Annotated in this window: 19 protein-coding genes and 1 tRNA gene; 6 read left to right on the forward strand and 14 right to left on the reverse strand. The window is 67.4% G+C overall.

From position 1 onward, the window contains the following. On the forward strand, positions 1–571 hold a 571-nt coding region (locus RMP06_RS02675; protein ID WP_310460235.1), incomplete at its 5' end, for an ATP-binding domain-containing protein. A 13-nt stretch (positions 572–584) separates the two neighbouring features. Here the strand turns inward: RMP06_RS02675 and RMP06_RS02680 are convergent. From RMP06_RS02680 to RMP06_RS02690, 3 genes are all read right to left on the reverse strand, one after another. Continuing rightward, positions 585–3107, reverse strand: coding sequence for a cytochrome c peroxidase (locus tag RMP06_RS02680; protein WP_310460236.1), 2523 nt, complete (start codon positions 3105–3107; stop codon positions 585–587). A gap of 163 nt (positions 3108–3270) precedes the next feature. Further along, positions 3271–6363: an efflux RND transporter permease subunit gene (locus RMP06_RS02685; RefSeq protein ID WP_310460237.1), complete on the reverse strand. Its 3093-nt coding sequence runs from the start codon at positions 6361–6363 to the stop codon at positions 3271–3273. Continuing rightward, positions 6360–7658 (reverse strand): efflux RND transporter periplasmic adaptor subunit, encoded by a 1299-nt coding sequence (locus RMP06_RS02690; RefSeq protein ID WP_310460238.1) that lies wholly within the window; start codon positions 7656–7658, stop codon positions 6360–6362. Before RMP06_RS02690 ends, RMP06_RS02685 begins: the two co-directional genes overlap by 4 nt. Positions 7659–7843: 185 nt before the next feature. Here RMP06_RS02690 and RMP06_RS02695 point away from each other — a divergent pair, with 185 nt between their 5' ends. The 4 genes from RMP06_RS02695 to RMP06_RS02710 all read left to right on the forward strand — a co-directional run bounded on the left by RMP06_RS02695 (position 7844) and on the right by RMP06_RS02710 (position 9098). Then, positions 7844–7966, forward strand: coding sequence for a type IIL restriction-modification enzyme MmeI (locus RMP06_RS02695; RefSeq protein ID WP_310460251.1), 123 nt, complete (start codon positions 7844–7846; stop codon positions 7964–7966). Between the two features lie 153 nt (positions 7967–8119). Beyond that, positions 8120–8590 (forward strand): tyrosine-type recombinase/integrase, encoded by a 471-nt coding sequence (locus RMP06_RS02700; protein WP_409050082.1) that lies wholly within the window; start codon positions 8120–8122, stop codon positions 8588–8590. Positions 8591–8621: 31 nt separating this feature from the next. Then, complete coding sequence (locus tag RMP06_RS02705) at positions 8622–8765, forward strand: type II toxin-antitoxin system RelE/ParE family toxin (RefSeq protein ID WP_409050083.1); 144 nt, start codon at positions 8622–8624, stop codon at positions 8763–8765. A 15-nt stretch (positions 8766–8780) separates the two neighbouring features. Then, on the forward strand, positions 8781–9098 hold the full coding sequence (locus tag RMP06_RS02710; protein WP_310460239.1) for a HigA family addiction module antitoxin: 318 nt from the start codon (positions 8781–8783) through the stop codon (positions 9096–9098). Positions 9099–9326: 228 nt separating this feature from the next. Here the strand turns inward: RMP06_RS02710 and RMP06_RS02715 are convergent. The 8 genes from RMP06_RS02715 to RMP06_RS02750 form a co-directional block, all read right to left on the reverse strand. Then, positions 9327–9402, reverse strand: a tRNA-Thr gene (locus RMP06_RS02715). A 28-nt stretch (positions 9403–9430) separates the two neighbouring features. Beyond that, complete coding sequence (locus tag RMP06_RS02720; RefSeq protein WP_310460240.1) at positions 9431–10459, reverse strand: class 1 fructose-bisphosphatase; 1029 nt, start codon at positions 10457–10459, stop codon at positions 9431–9433. Between the two features lie 80 nt (positions 10460–10539). Further along, positions 10540–13194 (reverse strand): aminopeptidase N, encoded by a 2655-nt coding sequence (pepN, locus tag RMP06_RS02725; RefSeq protein WP_310460241.1) that lies wholly within the window; start codon positions 13192–13194, stop codon positions 10540–10542. A 23-nt stretch (positions 13195–13217) separates the two neighbouring features. Continuing rightward, positions 13218–13871, reverse strand: a complete 654-nt coding sequence (locus RMP06_RS02730; RefSeq protein ID WP_310460242.1) for an HAD family hydrolase — start codon at positions 13869–13871, stop codon at positions 13218–13220. A gap of 18 nt (positions 13872–13889) precedes the next feature. Then, positions 13890–14994 (reverse strand): peptide chain release factor 2 gene (prfB, locus tag RMP06_RS02735; protein ID WP_310460243.1). Its coding sequence is split into 2 segments (ribosomal slippage): positions 13890–14912 and positions 14914–14994, totalling 1104 coding nucleotides; the frame shifts between segments, so codons are not numbered across the junction. A 57-nt stretch (positions 14995–15051) separates the two neighbouring features. Continuing rightward, positions 15052–16020, reverse strand: a complete 969-nt coding sequence (locus tag RMP06_RS02740; RefSeq protein ID WP_310460244.1) for an alpha/beta fold hydrolase — start codon at positions 16018–16020, stop codon at positions 15052–15054. A gap of 4 nt (positions 16021–16024) precedes the next feature. After that, positions 16025–16804, reverse strand: a complete 780-nt coding sequence (locus RMP06_RS02745) for a 2OG-Fe dioxygenase family protein (RefSeq protein ID WP_310460245.1) — start codon at positions 16802–16804, stop codon at positions 16025–16027. A gap of 4 nt (positions 16805–16808) precedes the next feature. Next, the gene (locus RMP06_RS02750; protein ID WP_310460246.1) at positions 16809–17663 is read right to left on the reverse strand and encodes a DMT family transporter; all 855 of its coding nucleotides are present in this window, start codon (positions 17661–17663) and stop codon (positions 16809–16811) included. An 81-nt stretch (positions 17664–17744) separates the two neighbouring features. Between RMP06_RS02750 and RMP06_RS02755 the strand changes: the two genes are divergently transcribed. Next, on the forward strand, positions 17745–18809 hold the full coding sequence (locus tag RMP06_RS02755; RefSeq protein ID WP_310460247.1) for an aldo/keto reductase: 1065 nt from the start codon (positions 17745–17747) through the stop codon (positions 18807–18809). Positions 18810–18819: 10 nt separating this feature from the next. On the opposite strand, the gene RMP06_RS02760 is transcribed toward RMP06_RS02755, so the two are convergent. From RMP06_RS02760 to plsY, 3 genes are read right to left on the reverse strand one after another with little or no spacing between them, the layout of a single operon-like run. Then, positions 18820–19209 carry a glutaredoxin family protein gene (locus RMP06_RS02760; RefSeq protein ID WP_310460248.1) on the reverse strand — a complete coding sequence of 130 codons (390 nt, stop codon included), beginning with the start codon at positions 19207–19209 and terminating at the stop codon, positions 18820–18822. Between the two features lie 6 nt (positions 19210–19215). Next, positions 19216–19569, reverse strand: a complete 354-nt coding sequence (locus RMP06_RS02765; protein WP_310460249.1) for a RidA family protein — start codon at positions 19567–19569, stop codon at positions 19216–19218. A gap of 24 nt (positions 19570–19593) precedes the next feature. Continuing rightward, the gene (gene plsY, locus RMP06_RS02770) at positions 19594–20310 is read right to left on the reverse strand and encodes a glycerol-3-phosphate 1-O-acyltransferase PlsY (protein WP_310460250.1); all 717 of its coding nucleotides are present in this window, start codon (positions 20308–20310) and stop codon (positions 19594–19596) included. Positions 20311–20752: the final 442 nt, after the last annotated feature.

Genomic DNA, 20752 nt, shown 5'->3' on the forward strand with positions numbered 1-20752 from the left:
CGCGGTGCTGCGGGCTTTCGAGCGCAGCCGGGTGTTGTGCGCGGTGCGCGAGGGCGAGTGGGGCGTGGCCGGGCTGAATGCGGCCATCGAGCGGGCGCTGCGCATCGAGGGCTGGATCGCGCGCCACGGCGAGTGGTACGAGGGCCGGCCGGTGATGGTCACGCGCAACGACCCGGCGCTGGGGGTCTACAACGGCGATGTCGGCCTGGCGCTGCGGGGTTCCGGCCCGGGCGGGCGGGCTGCCGCGCAGGCGGGCGGCGCCTTGCGGGTCTGGTTCCTCGACGGCGAGCAACCGCGCTCGGTGCTGGCCAGCCGGCTCGCCGCGGTCGAAACGGCGTACGTGATGACGGTGCACAAGTCGCAGGGCTCGGAGTTCGCGCATGTCGCGCTGGTCCTGCCGCCGCACCTGAATCCGGTGCTGACCCGAGAGCTGGTCTACACCGGCATCACGCGCGCGAAAACCGCGTTCACGCTGGTGGCGCCTGACCCCGCGGTGTGGGCCCAGGCGCTGCAGCGGCGAACGCGGCGGGCGAGCGGCCTGCCCGGACTGTTGGTGTCCGGGCGCCGCTAGGCGGGTTGGTCCGTCAGACCGGTGTCACGAGGAAACGCTGGGTCGTCTTGCCGCTGGAGCAGCTCTGTTGCGTGGCCTTGTTGCCCAGCAGCAGGTCCGGCGTCAGTTCGAGGCACAGGTTGCTGGAGCGGTTGCGCAGCAGCGTGTAGCCGTTGCCCAGGTCTTCCAGGCGCCAGTGCTGCAGCGTCAGGCCGTTGCTGCTGCCGCTGGTCACGATCAGCCCCGGCAACTGGATCGCCGAGCCTTGCACCAGCGAGGCGTTGTGCTGCATCACCAGACGCACGCTGCCATCGGCTTCCGGCACGATCTGGAAGCGCTGGTTGCTGGCCGTCGAACACGTCTTGCCCTGCAGATCGGCCACCAGCAGTGTCAGCAGCGACGAGTTCGGCGCCAGGCAGGCGCCACCCGGTGTCTTGAGCTGGACGATCGGCTGGCCGGAGTGGTGCGTGTTCAGGAAGTTCGCCAGGGTGGCCGACTTGCTGTACCCGGACGAACCCACGGCCGGGATGGTCAGCAGGCTGTCCACTGCGCGCCCGGTGCCGTCGTTGGTCACGGCCGTGGTCGAGCCGGCGTGGCCGTTGGCGACGATGAGTGCTGGGTGGTCGAACGGCGCGGCGTGGAAACGCACGCGGTCGTCGGTCAGCGACTTCAGGAACTCGACCAGTGCGGTCTTCTCGTCGGTGCTCAGGCCCAGGTTGGTGATGTCCGCGTCCAGGTCGTTGATGTTCTGGTCGTGGAAATTGCCACCGCGGTTGTAGAACTCGACCACCTGGTGCAGCGTGGCCGCGCCGCCGTTGTGGAAATACGGCGCGGTCAGCTCGACGTTGCGCAGTCCCGGTGCCTTGAACATGCCGTTGACGGCGATGCGCTCGGTCGGCGAGACGTTCAGGTTCGGGCTGATGCCGACCAGTTCCTTGACCTTGGTGTTGCTGATCTGCGCCAGGGCCGAGATCGCCAGCGGGTTGCCGAAGGGATCCTTGCCGCCCGCGCCGAGGTCGTCCAGCGTGGGCCGCACGCCGATGTTGTAGAAGCCCTCGTCGTAGACCGCGGTGCCACCGTTGCCCATGACCATGCGGCTCATCGGCGTGTCCAGCATCTTGCGCACGCTGGCGTTGGTGAACTCCGCACCGCCGTGGCAGTTGGCGCAGTGACCCTTGCCGAAGAACACGCCCAGACCCTGCTGTGCCGATGTGGACATCGCCGAGGAGTTGCCGCCCATGAAGCGGTCGAACGGGGCGTCATCCGAGACCAGCGTGGCCTGGTAGAGCTGCAGCGCCAGTCCGAAGAACAGGCTGAAGTTGTGCTGCATCTGGGTGTACTGGCTCGCGGTGGGCGAGGCCACCAGCGGCGTCAGCACCTTGGAGCCGTCCGGGTTGACCTGGATCAGCTTGTCGCTGTTCCACCATTCCGGGCGGAAGGCCTTCTTCACCATCGCGGCGTAGTTGGCTTCGTTCAGGCCGAGTCCGGAGCTGTGCCGGCGCGCAGCCAGCACGCTGTCGGTGGTGCTGACCTGCTGGCCCTGCAGCGGGCGCAGGTACAGCATCTTCTTGCCGACATCCGGGAAGGAGCGGCCGTGGGCGCTCATCTCGAAATCGCTGCCCGGTGGGCCGGAGGCCTGCGAGGCCAGGCTGGCGTTGTCGATGCGCACCTGGGTCGGCTGCATCGACCAGGTCGAGCCGCTGAGGATGTTCTTGTAGACACGCGCATTCGGGTCGCGCAGACCGAAGGGGTTGACGCCGTTGAAGACGAACTCGGCGCGGCCGTCCCAGAAGTTGCGGAAGTTGAACACCGCGTTGATCACGGTGGGGGTATTGCGTGGCTCGACACGGCGCGTGTTGATGCCGCCGATGCGGTAGACCGGATCGGCCAGCAACTGGCGCTGCTCGGTGGTGGAGCCGTACCAGGAGGCGTAACCATCCTGGGTATAGGTGCCGTTGGTGAAGGGCAGCAGGTAGGCGCTCGGCAGCAGCGTGCCGACCACGCCGAGGAACTGCTCGTTGAACACGCCCTGCGACGAGGCCACGTCGTTGATCGAACTCAGCACCGACGAATTGCGGTTACCGGCGTCGGCGAGCTTGTGGAAGGGGAAGTCGTCGAGCTTGAACTGGTAGTTCACGCCGCCGAGCTGGAAGGTGGTGTCCGGATTCGGCGAAGTCAGCGACGCCATGCGGTTCAGGCCGGGCGAGAGCTGGTTCTTGCTGCGGCTGTCGGCGCCGGCGCTGAAGTGGCACGAGGCGCAGGCGGTCTTGCCGTCACTGCCGACCTGCATGTCCCAGAACAGCGATTTGCCCAGCGCAATGGCTTCGCTCTTGTTCAGCACGAACTCGCCGAGATTCGACGGTTCCGGCCGTGGAACGCCCTTGAGCGACTGCGGCGTGGGCGCTGGCTCGACGGTGTTCTGGGCCTGTGCGATCTCGCCGAAAGCGAGGATGCTGCCCAGTGCGGCGGCGCCGATGCCGAGCTGGAGCAGGTGGATCCTGCGGGACGGTGCGGGTAGCTGGTCGCTGCGCCGCTTCGGGTGTTTTGCGATAGTCAAAGGCTCTCTCCTTGAAGTAAACGATTCGTTACCAAGTGTAAATTAACGATACAAATGTATCGGTGAGAGTTAACCAGAGGCCGTTCCGAACGTGCTCCCGTGTTTGGATGGAACAACGGCCACCGAATGGGTGGCCGTTGCGTTGGGGGAGGGTGGTTTGGCGTCAGACGGGCTGGTCGCCGACTTCCGGATCGATGATGGGTCCGCGCCCGCTCCAGCGGTCCAGCGTCACGTAGATCACCGGGGTGATGTAGAGCGTGACGAACTGCGACACCACCAGCCCGCCGACCACCGCCAGGCCCAGCGGCTGGCGCAGCTCGGCTCCCGCGCCCAGCCCGAGCGCGATCGGCAGTGCGCCCATCAGCGCCGCCAGCGTCGTCATCACGATTGGCCGCAGCCGCAGCAGACCGGCCTGACGGATGGCTTCAGTCGGTGTCATGCCCTGGTGGCGTTGTGCGTCCAGGGCGAAGTCGATCATCATGATCGCGTTCTTCTTGACGATGCCGATCAGCATCAGCAGACCGATGGTGGCGATCACCGTCAGGTCCATGCCGAACAGCGTCAGCGTTGCCAGCGCCCCCACCGCCGCCGACGGCAGACCCGCCAGGATGGTCAGCGGGTGGATGAAGCTCTCGTACAGCACGCCCAGCAACAGGTAGATCACCAGAATCGCCAGCCCCAGGAGCACGAGCTGCCCGGACTGCGAATCCTGGAACACCGCCGCGTCACCGCCGTAGGTGCCGATGAGCGTGGCGGGCATCTGCAACTCGCGGACGTAGCCGTCTAGCTTGGCGGTGGCGGTGCCCAGCGGCACGTCGGGCGCGAGGTTGAAGCTCAGCGTCACCGCCTGCAACTGGCCCTGGTGGTTCACCGCCGTCGGGCCGATCGTGCGCTGCACGGTGGTGAACGCGCTCAGCGGCACCAGCGCGCCGGTCTTGCTGCGCAGCGAGATCTTGTTGAAGGCGTCCTCGAACTGCTTGTCCGCTTCGGATGCCTCCATCAGCACCTGGTAGGTGTTGCTGGGGGCATAGATCGTGGAGACCTGTCGCTCGCCGTAGGCGCTGTAGAGGGCACTGCGCAGATCCGCCATCGACACACCGAGCAGGGCGGCCTTGTCGCGGTCGATCTGCAGGCTGGCCTGCAGGCCGCGTTGCTGCGAGTCGCTGGTGATGTCGCGGAACAGCGGGTCGTCGCGCAGCTTGCCCTGCAGCTTGCCGGCCCACTCGTTGAGCGAATCGGCGCTGACACTTTGCAAGGTGTATTGGTAACGGCTCTTGCTCTGCCGACCGCCGAGCTGCAGGTTCTGCACCGGGCGCATGAACACCTGCACGCCGGGGATGCCGCGGGTCTTCTTGCGCAGGTTGTCGATCACCTGCGCCATGGGCGGGCGTACACCGCGCGGGTGCAGCGTGACAAACATGCGCCCGGTGTTCTGCGTCGAGCCACCGCCGCCGCCCGTGAACGAGCTGACCGCGCGGATGGCTGGGTCTTTCTGGAAGATGTCCGCCACACGCGACTGGACCTTGAGCATGGCATCGAAGGAGATGTCTTCGGATGCCTCGATCGTCACCTGCATCTGCCCGATGTCCTCCTCGGGGAAAAAGCCCTTGGGGATCTGCACGAACAGCACTGCCGTCGCCACGAAGGTGCCGAATGCGAACAGCAGCACCACCCAGCGGAACCGCAGCGCCCAGTCGAGTGTCCGGCCGTAGAAGCGCAGCACGGCGTCGAAGCCGCGCTCGAACCAGCGGCCGAGCCGCGACTCTTCCTGCGGTTCATGGTGACGCAGGAAGCGGCTGGCCAGCATCGGGACCAGCGTCAGCGACACGACCGCCGACACCAGGATCGACAGGCCGACCACCACCGCGAATTCGTGGAACAGCAGCCCGATCACCCCCGGCATGAAGAAGATCGGGATCAGCACCGCCACCAGCGAGACCGAGATCGACAGGATGGTGAAGGCCATCTCGCGCGCGCCCTTGATCGCTGCCTCGAACGGCGGCATGCCATCCTCGACGTGGCGCACGATGTTCTCCAGCATCACGATCGCGTCATCGACCACCAGGCCAACCGCCAGCGTGATGCCCAGCAGCGAGACGTTGTCCAGGCTGTAGCCGCCCGCATAGAGCAGCGACAGCGCGCCGATCAGCGACACCGGCAGGGACAGCGCCGGGATCACCGTGGCCGCAACCCGGCGCAGGAAGATGAAGATCACCAGCACCACCAGCACGACGGTCAGCCCGAGCGTCAGGTTCACGTCGTGCAGCGCCTCGCGGATCGAGACCGAACGGTCGTTGGTGGGTGTCAGGCGGATCGAGGCGGGCAACTGGGTCTCGAAGCGCGGCAGCATCGCCTTGACGCGGTCCACCACCTCGACGGTGTTCGCGTCCGGCTGGCGCTGCACGGCCAGCGTGATCGACGGCTCGCCGTTGAAGCTGGCGAAGGTCTTGGCGGTCTCGACGCTGTCCTGCACGTCGGCCACATCGCGCAGCCGGACGGGGGCGCCGTTGCGGGTGGCGACGATCAGGTTGCCAAACTCGCGGGCGCTGGCGAGCTGGCGGTTGGCGACGATGGTGAGGGTCTGGCGCGGGCCGTCCAGCGTGCCGACGGGGGAATTGGCATTTGCGCCGGCGAGCGCGGCGCGCAGCTCGTCCAGCGTCAAGCCGCGCTGCGCCAGCGTCTCGGGCTTGACGCGGATGCGCACCGCATACCGCTTCTGGCCAAAGATCGACACCTGCGCCACGCCATTGATGGTGGACAGGCTGGGCGCGATCAGGTTCTCGGCGAACTCGTTCAGCTCCGACATCGACATCGACGGGGAGGTCATCGCCAGCAGCAGCACCGGAGCGTCGGCCGGGTTGACCTTGCGGTAGGACGGCGGTGCGGTCATGTCCGCAGGCAGGGTGCGTTGCGCACGGAACAGGGCGGCCTGCACGTCCACGGCGGCGGCGTCGATGTTGCGGGTGGTCTCGAACTCCAGCGTGATCGAGGTGCGGCCGAGGGTATTGGTCGAGCTGATCATCGCCAGCCCGGCGATGGTCGAGAACTGCTTTTCCAGCGGCAGCGCGACCGAACTCGCCATGGTGTCCGGACTCGCACCCGGCAGATCGGCCGTGACCTGCACGACCGGCGTGTTGTAGCTCGGCAGGGCGGCCACCGGGATCTTGCTCAGCGCCACCAGCCCCGCGAGCACGATCGCCAGGTTCAGCAGCACCGTCATCACCGGACGGCGGATGAAGTGTTCGGTCAGTTTCATCGCGACGCCCCGCTCGCGGCGACCTCGGTGGTGCTGGCTGCAGCGGCAGCGCCGGATGCGGCCCCCGACGCTGCGCCAGCCGCACCCGCCGCGCTGGCCCCCTTGCCGCCACCCATCGGCACTTCCTTGACCGGCGTGCCGGGACGCAGGTTCTGCTTGCCCTCGACGACGATCTTCTCGCCCGCGGTCACGCCCTCGACCATGACCTGCTCGCCCAGCGGCTGGCGCAACTGCACCGGCTTCATCTGTGCCTTGCCTTCGGCATCGACCACGTAGACCGAACGTTCGTTGCCCCGCACGATCACGGCGGCCTGCGGGATGACCACCGCGTCCTTGATCGTGCGCAGCGTCAGCTTGACCGTCACATACTGGCCCGGCCAGAGCTGGCGGCCTTCATTGACCAGCTTGCCCTTGATGCGGATGGTGCCGGTGGTGGCGTCCACGCCGCTGTCGATGAAGCTCACGTTGCCGGGCAGCGCCACCGCTGGCTGGCCGCGGCGCTCGCCCGGCAGTTGCACGGTCAGCGGCACGCCTCCTTCCTTGGCGAGATCCTTGTCTGCCTTGCGCAGCGGGCCGAGCTGGTTTTCCGGCAGGGTGAAGCTGACGCCGATCGGGTCCATCTGCGTGAGCGTCACCATCGCCACGCCACCCGGCTGCACGAGGCTGCCCCTGACGACGTTGACCGCGCCGGCCCGGCCGCTCATCGGTGCCTTGAGCACGTTGTTGCCCAGGGCGATTTCACTGGACTGGATGCCTGCCTGGCTGGCGCGCACGGCGGCGAGCTGGGCGTCAAGCTGGGTCGCCAGCGAGTCCACGGCGTTGCGGGCGATGAAGTTCTGCTCGAACAGCTCCTTGGCGCGGGCGAGCTGGCGCTCGATGTCGGCTTGCGTGGCCTTGTCCTTGGCGAGCTGCGCCTTGGCCTTGTCGAGGTTGGCGCGTTCGGCGCGGTCGTCGAGCTTGAACAGCACCGCACCGCGCTTGACCGGCTGGCCCTCGGTGACGGACACCTCGGTGACGACGCCGGTGGTCAGCGGGCGCAGCTCGACGCTGTCCAGCGCCACCACGCTGCCGGCTGCCTCGATCGACACCGGCACGTCACGCTGCTGTGCGACTGCCACGCCCACGGTCTGAGGTCCACCCCGTCCACCGGCTGCTGCGGACGCGCCGCCAGGTGCTGATCCGGCGGCCATCGGGGCATCGGCTGCTGCCGCTGCCGGGGTTTTCTGGGTCCACCAGTACGTTCCACCGGCTGCACCGGCGACGATCAGGAGGGCTGCAATGGTCTTGGTCTTCATGTCTCTTCCAGCCAGGGATACGGCGCGCAGGGGGTCGGGCGCTGGGCGGTGTGCAATCTATCACTGCCACGTTAATCTTGTGTCAAGGGTTCTACTGACCATCGGATCCGGCTAAGCGCACGCCGCTGTGTGTGGTGCCCGGTGGCGGTCATTACCTGTTCACGACTGAGTAGCGCGACGAGTTTCTGAACGGCTACGAGCGTTGGTGTCTGTGGCTCGGTCAGGCCAGCCCGGCAGAACTGCGTTCTTTGCCTGAATCCCGCAAGCGCATTCAGGCGGTGCGAGATGTTTGCCTGACCCGGCGCTGATGGCGAGGCGCTGCGGCTGCTGGCGCTGGTCAAGGCGGGCACCGACCCGCGAGCAGAGAAGGCCGCGACCATCGCCAGCGAGGGGCAGGGAAGACCGTAGCCGCCCCGCTGGCCGCGCTGCTGCCACTGCACCTGTCCGAGCTGAACGCCGATGTGCTGGCCGCGTGGCTGGACCGGGAAGCCGCTGAACGTCCTACGGCTGCCGCGTCCGCCTTCCGGCTGGTGCGTGGCTTCATCCGCTGGGCGGGCGAGCATCCCGAGTACCGCGCCATGATTGCCCCGGACGCCTACCGCTCAAAGGCCGTAGCCGAGGCCGTGCCACCGTCGAAGGCGAGGGAAGGGGCTTGTCTGCAGCGGGAACAGCTCGCCCTGTGGTTCGATGCCGTGCGCAAGCTGTCGAACCCGGTCCATGCCGCCTACCTGCAGACCGCTATCCTGACCGGCGCCCGCCGCGAAGAGATTGCCGGGATGCGCTGGGAGGATGTTGATTTTCGGTGGGGAAACATCGCCATCGCCGACAAGGTGGAAAGCGCCCGCGTCATTCCGCTGACGCCCTATGTGTCCCGACTGCTGGCCGCGTTGCCCCGGCGCAGTGAATGGGTGTTCAGCAGTCCGACCGCTTGACCGCCTGAACGTGGCGACCGATGCGCCGGCCATGAACCTTCCTGGCTGGAAGCTGCACCCGTTGAAAGGCGCACTGTCGGGCCACTGGTCCGTATGGGTGTCGGGGAATTGGCGCCTGACCTTCACCTTCGTGGGCGAAGACGCCGAACTGGTCGATTACCAGGACTATCACTGACGCAAGGAGCCTCAAATGGCACGCATGTTCAACCCCCCGCACCCCGGCCTGACGCTGCGCGACGACGTGCTCCCTGCGCTGGGACTGAACGTGACCCAGGCCGCGCAGCAGCTCGGCGTGAACCGCGTCACCCTGTCTCGGGTGCTGAATGGGCGCTCGGCGATTTCGCCTGAGATGGCATTTCGCATCGAGGCATGGCTAGGCAAGGAGCGCGGCGGGGATGCCGGCCTGTGGTTGCGCGAGCAGCTTGCCTATGACACTTGGCAGGCGGAGCAGCGCCTGAAGCTCACGCCGCTGAACGTGCAGCGGGCGCCGGGTGAGCTGGTGGCCTGATGAGAAAGGAGACCGACCATGCCGACCTACGAAACCGGGCTGGACACCTTCCCCGAGGTGTGCCCGTGGGCCGTGCGCGATGAGGTGTTGTCGGAAACGTGGTGGCCCGGCGTGGCTTGAACTCCTGCCTCGCCGAAAAGGTCTTACACCACCGCTACCATGGGCCTACGCCGCCGCCCCAAAGCACAACGGGTCAGCACCTTGTGAGTGCTAACCCGTTGATTTGTTTGGTGCCGGAGAAAGGAGTCGAACCCTCGACCTTCTCATTACGAATGAGCTGCTCTACCAACTGAGCTACACCGGCGAAAGAACGATATTATAGCAGCGTTCTTTTATTCTTTGGAAGGGGGCTTGGTGGGTTCGAGGTGGTATTCCGTCACGCGCTGCACTTCGTTCTTCGAGCCGAGGATCACGCTGACCCGTTCATGCAGCTTGGTGGGCGCCAGATCCATGATGCGCTGGTGGCCGTTGGTGGCCAGACCGCCGGCTTGCTCCACCAGAAACGCCATCGGGTTGGCCTCGTACATCAGGCGCAGCTTGCCGGGCTTGGCCGGTTCGCGCTTGTCCCAAGGGTAGAGGAACACGCCGCCGCGGGTCAGGATGCGGTGCACGTCCGCGACCATCGACGCGATCCACCGCATGTTGAAGTCCTTGCCGCGGGGGCCGTCCTTGCCCTCCAGAACTTCGTCGATGTAGCGTTTCACCGGGGTGTCCCAGTGGCGCATGTTCGACATGTTGATCGCGAATTCCTTCGTGTCGGCCGGGATCTGCACGTTCTCGCTGGTCAGCACCCACGAGCCGGTCTCGCGGTCGAGCGTGAACATCGCGACGCCGTCGCCCACCGTCAGCACCAGCGTGGTCTGCGGGCCGTAGACGCAGTAGCCCGCGGCTGCCTGGAACTTGCCCGGCTGCAGGAAGTCCTCTTCGCTGACGCCGCGGTTGTGGCCGACCTTGCGCAGCACCGAGAAGATGGTGCCGATCGAGACGTTCACGTCGATGTTGCTGGAGCCGTCCAGCGGGTCGAACAGCAGCATGTACTCGCCCTGCGGGTAGCGGTTCGGCACGACGTGGATGTCGTCCATTTCTTCCGATGCCATCGCCGCGAGGTGGCCGCCCCACTCGTTGGCCTCGATCAGCACCTCGTTGGAGATGATGTCGAGCTTCTTCTGGACTTCGCCCTGCACGTTCTCGCTGCCGGCCGTGCCGAGAACTTCCCCGAGCGCGCCCTTGTTGACGGCGATGGCGATGCGCTTGCAGGCGCGGGCGACCACTTCGATCAGCAGTCGGAGCTGGCCAGGGATGTGGCCGTGCTCGCGCTGCTGCTCGACGAGGTACTGGGTGAGGCTGATGCGTTTGGTCATGGATCGGTGCGGGATCGTTCCCGGATCAGGAGTTACAAAGCGGTTTCAAGGGATTTCCCCGATCCTACCGCCTCCAGATTTCAGTCCGCCAACGCCCGTGTGACGATTTCGCGGGTGTCGGCCGACAAGTCTGTCTTGGCCGCGATGCGCTCTATCGCGGCGCGGGCGTGACCACGGTAGGGCTCGGCCAGCGCACGCCAGCGGTCCAGCGCCCGCGCCAGACGCGAGGCGAGCTGGGGGTTGAATCCGTCCACTTCCTGCACCTTGTCGGCCCAGAACGCATAGCCGGTGCCATCTGCACGGTGGAAAGCGCCCGGGTTGAGCTGCGTCAGCGTCATCAACAGGCTGCGGGCGCGGTTGGGGTTGCGCAGCGAGTAGTCGGGGTGGCTGGTCAGGGCCTGCAGGTGTGCAAACACTTGGCCGTCGTGTTCCGGGGTGGCGGCTTGCAGCGCGAACCACTTGTCGATGACCAGCGCCTCGCTGCTGAAACCGGCATGAAACTTTTCCAGCGCCGCAGCGGCCAGTGGCGAGCGGCCGTGGACCAGTGCGGCCAGTGCGCCGAGCCGGTCGGTCATGTTGCCGGCGTCCTTGAAGCGTTGCAGCGCCGTGCCCTGCCACACCGTATCGCCTTGGGCGACACCATCGCGCACGAGCATCGACAGCGCCAGATTCGCCAGCGCCCGCTTGCCGCACGACACCGGATCGGGTCGGTAGCCGCCGGTCTGGCTGTGCTGCCCCCATGCGGTGACCCAGTCAGCGTGCAGGCTGCGGGCCAGTTGTGCGCGCATCGATTCGCGTGCCGCATGGATCTTCTGCGGGTCGATCGGCTCGCCCGCTTCGGCCATGCGTTCGGCCAGATAGCCCTCGCTCGGCAGCGTCAGCACCAGTTCCTTGAACGCGGCGTCCAGCGCCGGGTCGTCCAGCACCGCGTGCATCGCCGAGGCGAAAGCCTCGTCAAGCACCAGCTCGCCGCCCTGGCGGACTGCAGCGAGCAGGCGGTGCACCGCCAGCCGCTGACCCGCCTCCCAGCGGTTGAAGGCGTCCGTGTCATGTCCGAGCAGCGTGAACAGCTCGGCTTCGCTGGCGGCCCATTCCAGGATCACGGGCGCCGAGAAACCGCGCAGCAGCGATGGCACCGGGGCGCTGGTCAAGCCGTCGAAGGTCCACGACTGTTCCGCGCTGTCGAGCACCAGCACGCGGTCGGTGCCAGCGATCGGCTGGCCGGCTGCGTCCAGCAGACCCATCGCCACCGGGATCACGAACGGCTGCTTGACCGGCTGCCCCGGCGTGGCGGGCGTGTGCTGGCGCAGCGTGAGGGTGTAGCGGCCCGCGTCGGCGTCGAAGTGGCCATCGGCTTGCAGGCGCGGCGTGCCGGCTTGGGCGTACCAGTGCTTGAAACCGTCGAGCCGCTCGGCCAGCGCGCTGCCGGGGCTGGCATCGGCGATGGCCTGCGCGAAGTCGTCGCAGGTCACGGCCTGGCCGTCGTGGCGCGCGAAGTACAGGTCCATGCCGCGGCGGAAACCAGCGCGGCCGACCAGCGTCGCCATCATCCGCACGACCTCGGCGCCCTTGTCATAGACGGTGGCGGTGTAGAAGTTGTCGATCGCCTGGTACTGGTCGGGCCGCACGGAATGCGCCATCGGGCCGGCGTCCTCGGGATACTGGCTCTGGCGCAACTGGCGCACGTCCTCGATGCGCTTGACCGCGCGCGCCGAGGCCTCGCCCGCCATGTCCTGGCTGAACTCCTGGTCGCGGTAGACGGTCAGCCCTTCCTTCAGGCTCAACTGGAACCAGTCGCGGCAGGTGATGCGGTTGCCGGTCCAGTTGTGGAAATACTCGTGGCCGACGACGCTTTCGATGTTGCCGAAGTCCACATCGGTGGCGGTGGCGGGGCTGGCGAGCACGAACTTCGTGTTGAAGATGTTCAGGCCCTTGTTCTCCATCGCGCCCATGTTGAAGTCGCTGACGGCGACGATCATGAAGCGTTCGAGATCGAGCTTCAGACCGAAGCGCGCCTCGTCCCAGGCGATCGACGCGATCAGCGAGTTCATCGCGTGTTCGGTCTTGTCGAGGTCACCGGCGCGGACGTAGACCTGCAGCGTGTGGTCCTGGCCCGAGCGGGTGCGGATCTTCTGCTCGCGGCAGACCAGATCGGCCGCCACCAGCGCGAACAGGTAGCTCGGCTTCGGGTGCGGGTCGCTCCAGACGGCGTAGTGGCGGCCCTTGGGCAACTCGCCGGACTCGACGAGGTTGCCGTTGGACAGCAGCATCGGGAACTTCTTCGCATCGGCGCGCAGCGTGACACGGAACACCGCCATCACGTCCGGCCGGTCAGCGAAGTAGGTGATGCGGCGGAAGCCCTGCGCCTCGCACTGCGTGAAGAAGCCTCCGCCCGAGGTGTACAGGCCCGAGAGCTGCGTGTTCTTCTCGGGCGCGCAGGTGTTGCGGATCTCCAGCGCGAAGGGCTCGGCCGGCAGCTTCTCCAGCACGAGCTGGCCGTCGCTGAAGTGGAACGACACGCTGGCGCCGTTGACGAGCACGCGGGTCAGCGTGATGTCCTCGCCGTCCAGACGCAGGGGCTGGCCGAGGCGCTCGGGGTTCGGCTCGACCTGCATCCGGCTGATCACCAGCGTCTTGGCAGGCTCCAGCTCGAAGGTCAGATCAACCGAGCGGATCCAGTGGCTGGGCGCCACATAGTCTTCGCGCCGTGTCAGGGTGACGGTACCTTCACGCATGGCTGGTCTCTTGTTTCTTGTTGTCAGCCCAGGCTGGGCGGCAGGGTGTAATCGGTGAAATCCGCGATCGACTGGAGCACGTTCTCGTAGCCGGCAAATGCGTCGGCCGGCAGCGTGGTGGTCAGCACGACTGCGGCCATCCCACCATTGCGGGCAGCTTCGATGCCCAGCGGCGCGTCCTCGAACACGAGGCACTGCGTGGGATCGACATCCATGCGGCGGGCGGCTTCCAGGAAGATGTCCGGGTGCGGTTTGCCGCGCAGGCCGTCGGCGGGGCTGGTGACGGTGTCCACCAGCGCACCCAGCCCGAAGCGGGCGAAGGCGATGGCGATGTTCTCCGGCGGCGCGGCGGTGCAGATCGCCACCTTCAGACCCCGGGCGCGGCCCTGCGCGATCACGTCGAGCGCGCCCGCGATCAGTGTCAGTTCGCGCTCGGCGATCTCGCGGTAGAGGGCTTCCTTGCGGGCCGCCATCGGCTGCAGCGCAGCCTCGCCATGCGCAGGGAACAGGTCGCGCAGGATTTCGAGATTGGTCCGCCCTGCGGTCGCCGCAAAGAAGCCGGCTTCGTCATAGGACAGACCCTGCTCGGCGTGCCAGAGCGCCCACGAGCGTTCATGCAGCGGCATGCTGTCGATCAAGGTGCCGTCCATGTCGAACAGCAGTGCGGCCAATGTCATCGAAATTCCCCGGGTGGGTCACAGACCCTGTTTCAGACTCGCTTCGATGAACGCATCCAGATCGCCGTCCAGCACCTTCTGCGTCGCCGAGATTTCCACGTTGGTGCGCAGGTCCTTGATGCGGCTGTTGTCCAGCACGTAAGAGCGGATCTGGTGGCCCCAACCCACGTCGGTCTTGGTGTCTTCGAGCTTCTGCTGCTCTTCCATCCGCTTGCGCATCTCGTGGTCGTACAGCCGCGAGCGCAGGCGCTTCCATGCCACGTCGCGGTTGCTGTGCTGGCTGCGGCCGTCCTGGCACTGCACGACGATGCCGGTCGGGATGTGCGTCAGGCGCACCGCCGAGTCGGTCTTGTTGATGTGCTGGCCGCCCGCGCCCGAGGCCCGGAAGGTGTCCGTGCGCACGTCCGACGGGTTGATGTCGATCTCGATCGAGTCATCGACTTCCGGATAGACGAACAGCGAGGCGAACGAGGTATGCCGGCCGCCCGACGAGTCGAACGGGCTCTTGCGCACCAGGCGATGCACGCCGGTTTCCGTGCGCAGGTGGCCGAAGGCGTAGTCGCCCTCGACCTTGAGGGTCGCGCTCTTGATGCCGGCGGTGTCGCCTTCGGTGATGTCCTCGACCGTGGCGGTGAAGCCCTTGCGCTCGGCGTACTTCAGGTATTGGCGCAGCAGCATCGAGGCCCAGTCACACGCTTCCGTGCCACCCGCACCCGCCTGGATGTCGATGAAGCAGTTGAGCGGGTCGGCCGGGTTCGAGAACATCCGGCGGAATTCGAGCTTCTCCACCGTGTCGCGCAGCGCGGCGGCTTCGGTCTCGATGGTCGCCAGCGAGTCGAAGTCTTCCTCGTCCCGCGTCATCTCGAAGAGTTCGGCGTTGTCGGAAATCTGGCCGGTGAGGTGGTCGATCGTGCCGACGACGTTCTCCAGCGTGCGCTTTTCCTTGCCCAGTTCCTGGGCGCGCTTCGGGTCAGCCCACACCGCGGGGTTTTCCAGCGCGGCGTTGACTTCTTCCAGTCTCAGGCCTTTGCGTTCGTAGTCAAAGATACCCCCTTAGCGCGTTCGTGCGCTCGTTGAGGTCTGCCAGGGTGTTGCCGATGGCGTTGATGCGTTCGATGTCCATGAGGGCGCCTGCAAAAGGGCGGATTTTGGCATGTCCGGTCGGCGCACCCGCTGTAACTCATGTGTTCCGCAGATGCCCGGCGAGCAGTCCGGCCACGGCGTCGGGCTGGTCGTGGTGCAGCATGTGGCCGCAGGGGCTGAGCAGGTTCCGCGTCAGAGAGGGCACCACCTCCAGCCGCGACTCGAAGTCTGCCCGCGGGAAGCGGTCGCCCCACCATTTCGTCACATCGGTCTCGTTGCCCTCGACCCACAGCACCGGCGCGGTGATCTTCGCCCAGCAGGCCAGCACCTCCTCCTTGCGGTACAGCATCGGGTTGACGTGCTTGTGCGCAGGGTCGCCCAGAATCTCGAAGCGGCCTGCAGCGTTGCGCTTCGACCAGTGTGGTGCCAGCCAGTCGGCGAAGTCCGGCCGCAGGCGCGGGTTGGTCTTGCGCAGGCGGCCGGCCACAGCATCCAGGCTGTCGTAGTCGCGCAGCTCGGCGGGTTCGCGCAACTGGTCCAGCCACTGGGCATAGCGGCGCGGAGCTTGTGCGGGATGGCTTTGCGGCATGCCGAAGCCTTCGAGGTTGACGAGGCGGCGGATGCGCTCCGGGCGGATGCCGGCGTACACCATCACGACGTTGCCACCCATGCTGTGGCCGACCAGATCGATTGCCGGTTCGTCCTGCAAGCCCAGCCCGGGCGAGCGCAGCAGCGCGTCGAGGTCGCCGAGGTAGTCCGGGAACCAGAACGTGTCGGTGGGGCTGCCAGCCGTGGCACTCTCGCTCAGGCCGAAGCCGCGCCAGTCCGGGGCGATGACATAGCGGGGCGGCCCGCCCGCCTTGCCGAATGCGTCCAGCGCATCGACGACGAACTGGAACGACGCCCCCACATCCATCCAGCCATGCACGAGCACCAGCGATGGTGTCTCGGGCGTGACCATCGACGGGTCGCCCCAGGCCATCACGTGGTAGCGCAGGCCGCGGATCGGCACGAACAGCGAGCGCGCGGCGCGGCGCGGGGTGTACGGGGTAGAAGGCGTGGTCATGCCCTCACTCTACGGGGCGAGGCGGATCCTGGAAGTCACCGGCGCGATAGGTCAGCACCAGCGTGTCTCGCCAGCCGCCGTTCGGGCCGTCGGGCTGGATGGGCGTACTCTCGTGGACCACGCGGGCGTCGTCGAGCAGCAGCGCGCTCCACGGCTGGTCCAGCGTGAAGCGCACGCCATGCGGGCCGTGGGCGTCGAACACCCGGGTCTCGCCGCCGTGTACGCGGGTGCGGTTGACCAGCAGCACGGCCACGAAGTCCACGCCGTCGCGGTGGGCGCCTTCGGGGGTGGGCCGGCCGACACCGCCGGTGGTGTCGATGCGGAAGGGGTGGGCCTCGATGAACCAGCGACCGTCGAACGACGCGGGCGCAGCGGCGGCGAATACGTCACCCAGGCGCTGCACCACGGCGAGGAAGGCGGGGCAGGCGGCCATTGCGGCGTCCAGCGGATCGAACCAGCGCAGCATCCCGCCGTGCAGCGCGTTGTAGGTGGTCGGCTGCCAGTGCGGGCGGTGCGGCACGGCGGCAAGCAGGCCGGCGCGGGTGTCCTGCACGAAGCTGCCGTGGCGGCGGCGGCGGTAGCGGCCGCCGTCCTTGAGGTGCTGGTCGGGCGGCAGGTCGTGCCAGAACGGGTCGAGGCCATGCAGCGCGTCGAGCGGCACGCCGGCCGTCACGGCCAGTGCGTCGGGGGCCAGGCGCACAAAGCCTTGGGCGCGCAGATGGTCGGCGGCCTGGGCGCTCTCGGGGCCGGTCAGCGCGTCGGGGTGGGGGAAGGTGGGGAGCATCCGGTCATTTTGCCTTGGCCTCGGCGGGCTGCCATTGCGCCAGCACCATGGCCGCGCAGATCAGCAGCGCCCCGAGCCAGCCGCGCAGGCCGAGCTGCTCGTTCAGCATCACCCAGCCGCCGAGCGCCGAGAACAGCCCCTCGCTGCTGTAGATCACCGCCGCGTGCGAGGCGACGGCGTCGCGCTGCGCGATGACCTGCAGCGTGTAGGCCACGCCGATCGACAGCGCGCCGCCCCAGGCGATCGCCCCCCAGGCGTGCAGCAGCCCGTCCACGGTGATCGTCTCGCGCCCGAGCGCCACGGCCAGCGACAGCACGCCCGCCATGAGGTACTGCAGCACCGACAGCCGCAGCGGGTCGTGCCGCCGCGCCAGGTAACCGACCAGCAGCATGTGCACCGCCCACATCAGCGCGCCGCCGAGTTGCAGCCAGTCGCCGGCCGCGATCGTGGCATCCGCCTTCACGCTGAGCAGGTACATGCCGATCGTCGCCACCGTGACCGCAACCCAGACCTGGCGCGACACACTCGCCCCGCCCAGCCGCATCAGCACCGGCACGAGCACGACGTACAGCCCCGTGATGAACCCGGCGTTGCTGACCGAGGTGCCCAGCAGTCCGACCTGCTGCAGATTGATCGCGATGAAGAGCACGATGCCCAGCAGCGCCCCCGCGCCCAGCACGCCCGTGCTCGGGTGCAGCGGCACCGCCGCGAACGGCCCGCCGCGCCACCACCACAGCGGCCCGACCAGCGCCGCGCCCAGCAGCATCCGGGCGGCGGTGTAGGTGAACGGCCCGACCGTGTCCATGCCCATCTGCTGCGCGACGAAGGTCGAGCCCCAGATGGCGGCGGTGAGGAGCATGAGGAGGTCGGTGCGCAGCGCGGATCGGTTCATCCCCCTAAGATAGCCGAACAATTCAGCCGCCCCCCGGAGACCACCCGCATGCAATCCGTCACCCTCGGCCGCAGCGATCTGCGCGTCACCCCGATCTGCCTCGGCACCATGACCTTCGGCGAGCAGGTCGACGAGCCGACCTCGCACGCCATCCTCGACCGCGCGCTCGAACTCGGCATCGACTTCATCGACACCGCCGAGATGTACGCCGTGCCGCCGCGGCGCGAGACCTTCAACAAGACCGAAACCATCCTCGGCAACTGGTTTGCCGCCCGGCCCGAGGCGCGTCAGAAGGTGGTGCTCGCCACCAAGGTCGCCGGCCCGTCGCGCGGCATGCCGTGGATCCGCGGCGGCAGCGCCGATCTGACACCGGACGACATCGTCGCCGCCTGCGAGGGCAGCCTGCGCCGCCTGCAGACCGACGTCATCGACCTGTACCAGATCCACTGGCCGGTGCGCGCGGTGCCAGCGTTCGGCGCGACCTACTACGACCCGACCCGCCGCGACCAGCCCGGCAGCAGCATCGAGGCCCAGCTCGAAGCGCTGCAGCGCCTGGTGCGCGATGGCAAGGTGCGCGCCATCGGCCTGTCCAACGAGACGCCGTACGGCGTGTGCGAATTCATCCACGCCGCCGAGCGCGCCGGCCTGCCGCGCGTCGCCACGGTGCAGAACGCTTACTGCCTCGTCAACCGCGTGCCCGACAACGGCCTGGACGAGGCGATGCACCGCCACGACGTGTCGCTGCTGGCCTACTCGCCGCTGGGCTTCGGGCTGCTGACGGGCAAGTACGACGCGAACGGGCTGCACGATCCGCAGCACCAGCCGGGCCGGCTGGCGATCTTCGACAGCATGAAGAAGCAGCGCTGGGCCCGTCCCGAAGCGCTTGAAGCGGCCCGCGCCTACAACGCGCTAGCCCGCGAGCATGGCCTCACGCCGACCCAGCTGGCGCTGGCCTTCTGCTACCGGCGCTGGTCGGTGGCCAGCACCATCATCGGCGTGACCAGCGTGGCGCAGCTCGAAGAGGACGTGGCAGCGTGGGACGTGCAACTCAGCCCGGAACTGCTGGCGCAGATCGACGCGCTGCGCCGCCGCTACGGCGATCCGGCGATCTGACGCCGGAAGGTCAGCCGCCCAGCGCCGCCGTGACCCGCAGCGGGTCGAAGCCGAGCTGGCGCTTGCCGCGCACCAGCAGCGTCGGCGTGCCGGAGGCGCCGAGGCGCTTGTAATCGGCCAGACAGACCGGGTCCCGCTCGATCAGGCACTCCTCGAAGGGAATGCGGTGCTCGGTCAGGTACTGGCGCGCCTTCCTGCAGAAGATGCAGGTCACCGACGAGAGCATGCGGATGTCACCCGGCTTGGCAACGGCGCGCAGAGCGTCGGCCTGACCGTCACGCACCTGGGTCTGCACGACCCGGCCGAGGCCCCACGCGACCACGCCGACGAGCAGCACGGTGACGGCGCTGCTGCGGCCCAGGCGTTGCCACAGGGTGGGGGCGTTCGGCGACGTGGTCATGTCAGCTCATGCCACGGCGGCGGTGGCGACGATCTCGATCTTCCACTCCGGGCGGGCGAGGCGGGCCTGCACGGTGGCCCGCGGCGGGGCATGGCCGGGTGCGACCCAGGCGTCCCAGACCGCGTTCATGCCCTCGAAATCGGCCAGATCGGGCAGGAAGATTTGCACCATCAGCAACCGGGACTTGTCGCTGCCGGCGCGCGCCAGCAGGCGGTCGATCATCGCCAGCACCTGCGCGGTCTGGCCGCGGATGTCCTGGCTGGCGTCATCCGGCACCTGACCGGCCAGATAGACCGTGCCGTGGTGAACGGCCATCTCGGAGAGGCGGTCGCCGACGTCGAAGCGTTGCAGGGTCGTCATGGTGGGCTCGGGAGGAAAACGGGGTCAGTGGCTCTGCTTGCGGTGTTGCCGCGCGCCACGCGTGGGCTTGCTCGCCGACTTGGCCGGGGGCGGTGCGGCGGGCGTGGCCAAGTTGGCCGCGGGAACTGCTGCAGCCTTCTGGCCGATGCGGCTTTCGGTGCCTTTCATCAGCTTGCTGATGTTGGCGCTGTGGCGCCAGACCAGCAGCAGGCACATCACCACGATCGCCAGCGTCGCGGTGGACGGGCCCCAGACGACGGTCTGGATCACGGGAGCGGCCACTGCCGCAACCAGCGCCGCGAGCGAGGAGTAGCGCGAACCGTAGGCCACCAGCCCCCACACCACCAGCGTCGCCAGCCCGAGCCAGACGTTGAACCCCAGCAGCACGCCAGCGGCGGTGGCGACACCCTTGCCACCCACGAAGCCGAAGAACACCGGCCACAGATGGCCCAGGAATGCGGCCAGTCCGACCAGCGCCGCGGTGCCTTCGCCCAGCCCGTAGGGGGTGCCGAACTGCTGGACCAGCAGCACGGGCACCAGCCCCTTGACCGCGTCGAACACCAGCGTGAGCACGGCGGCCTTCTTGTTGCCCGAGCGCAGGACGTTGGTCGCACCCGGGTTGCCCGAGCCGTAGCTGCGGGGGTCGTCCAGACCCATGGACTTGCTGATGATGACGGCGAACGAAAGCGAGCCGATGAGGTAGGCGGCCACGATGGCCGCCACGATCCAGAGCGTGGTCATGGGAGGGGCTGAGAGGCTGAGGAAGACAGTCCGCCAGTGTAAGGCCACGATCCTTCAGTACGATTCAAGCGCCTTGGCGTGGCTAGAAGCCGGCGCAAGCTGATCGTCATGGCCCACCGTCGGTACGAATGTGATCCCTTGTTCAGGGGGGGGCGGGTCGGGTGGAACGTTTCACCGGCCCATAATGCTTCAACGGCATGATTTTATGTGTGCGTCATGCTCATGCTAATACTAATGGTGATCATTAAATGAATATTCGAATTAAATCTATTTTGACTACGGCCTTCCTTGCTTGCACTGCACCGGCTTTGTTGCATAACCCAGCCGAGGCTGAGTTTCCCCTGACCCCAGACGGAGTTACGCCACAGCCCGCGTCACCGGGGTGCCCAAGTGGGTGAAGCGGTTGAGCACTGCGGCCCGCACCTGCAACTCCACCACCTGC

Origin of the sequence: Sphaerotilus sp., from assembly GCF_031429695.1 — a bacterium.
Classification (GTDB): Bacteria; Pseudomonadota; Gammaproteobacteria; order Burkholderiales; family Burkholderiaceae_C; genus Sphaerotilus.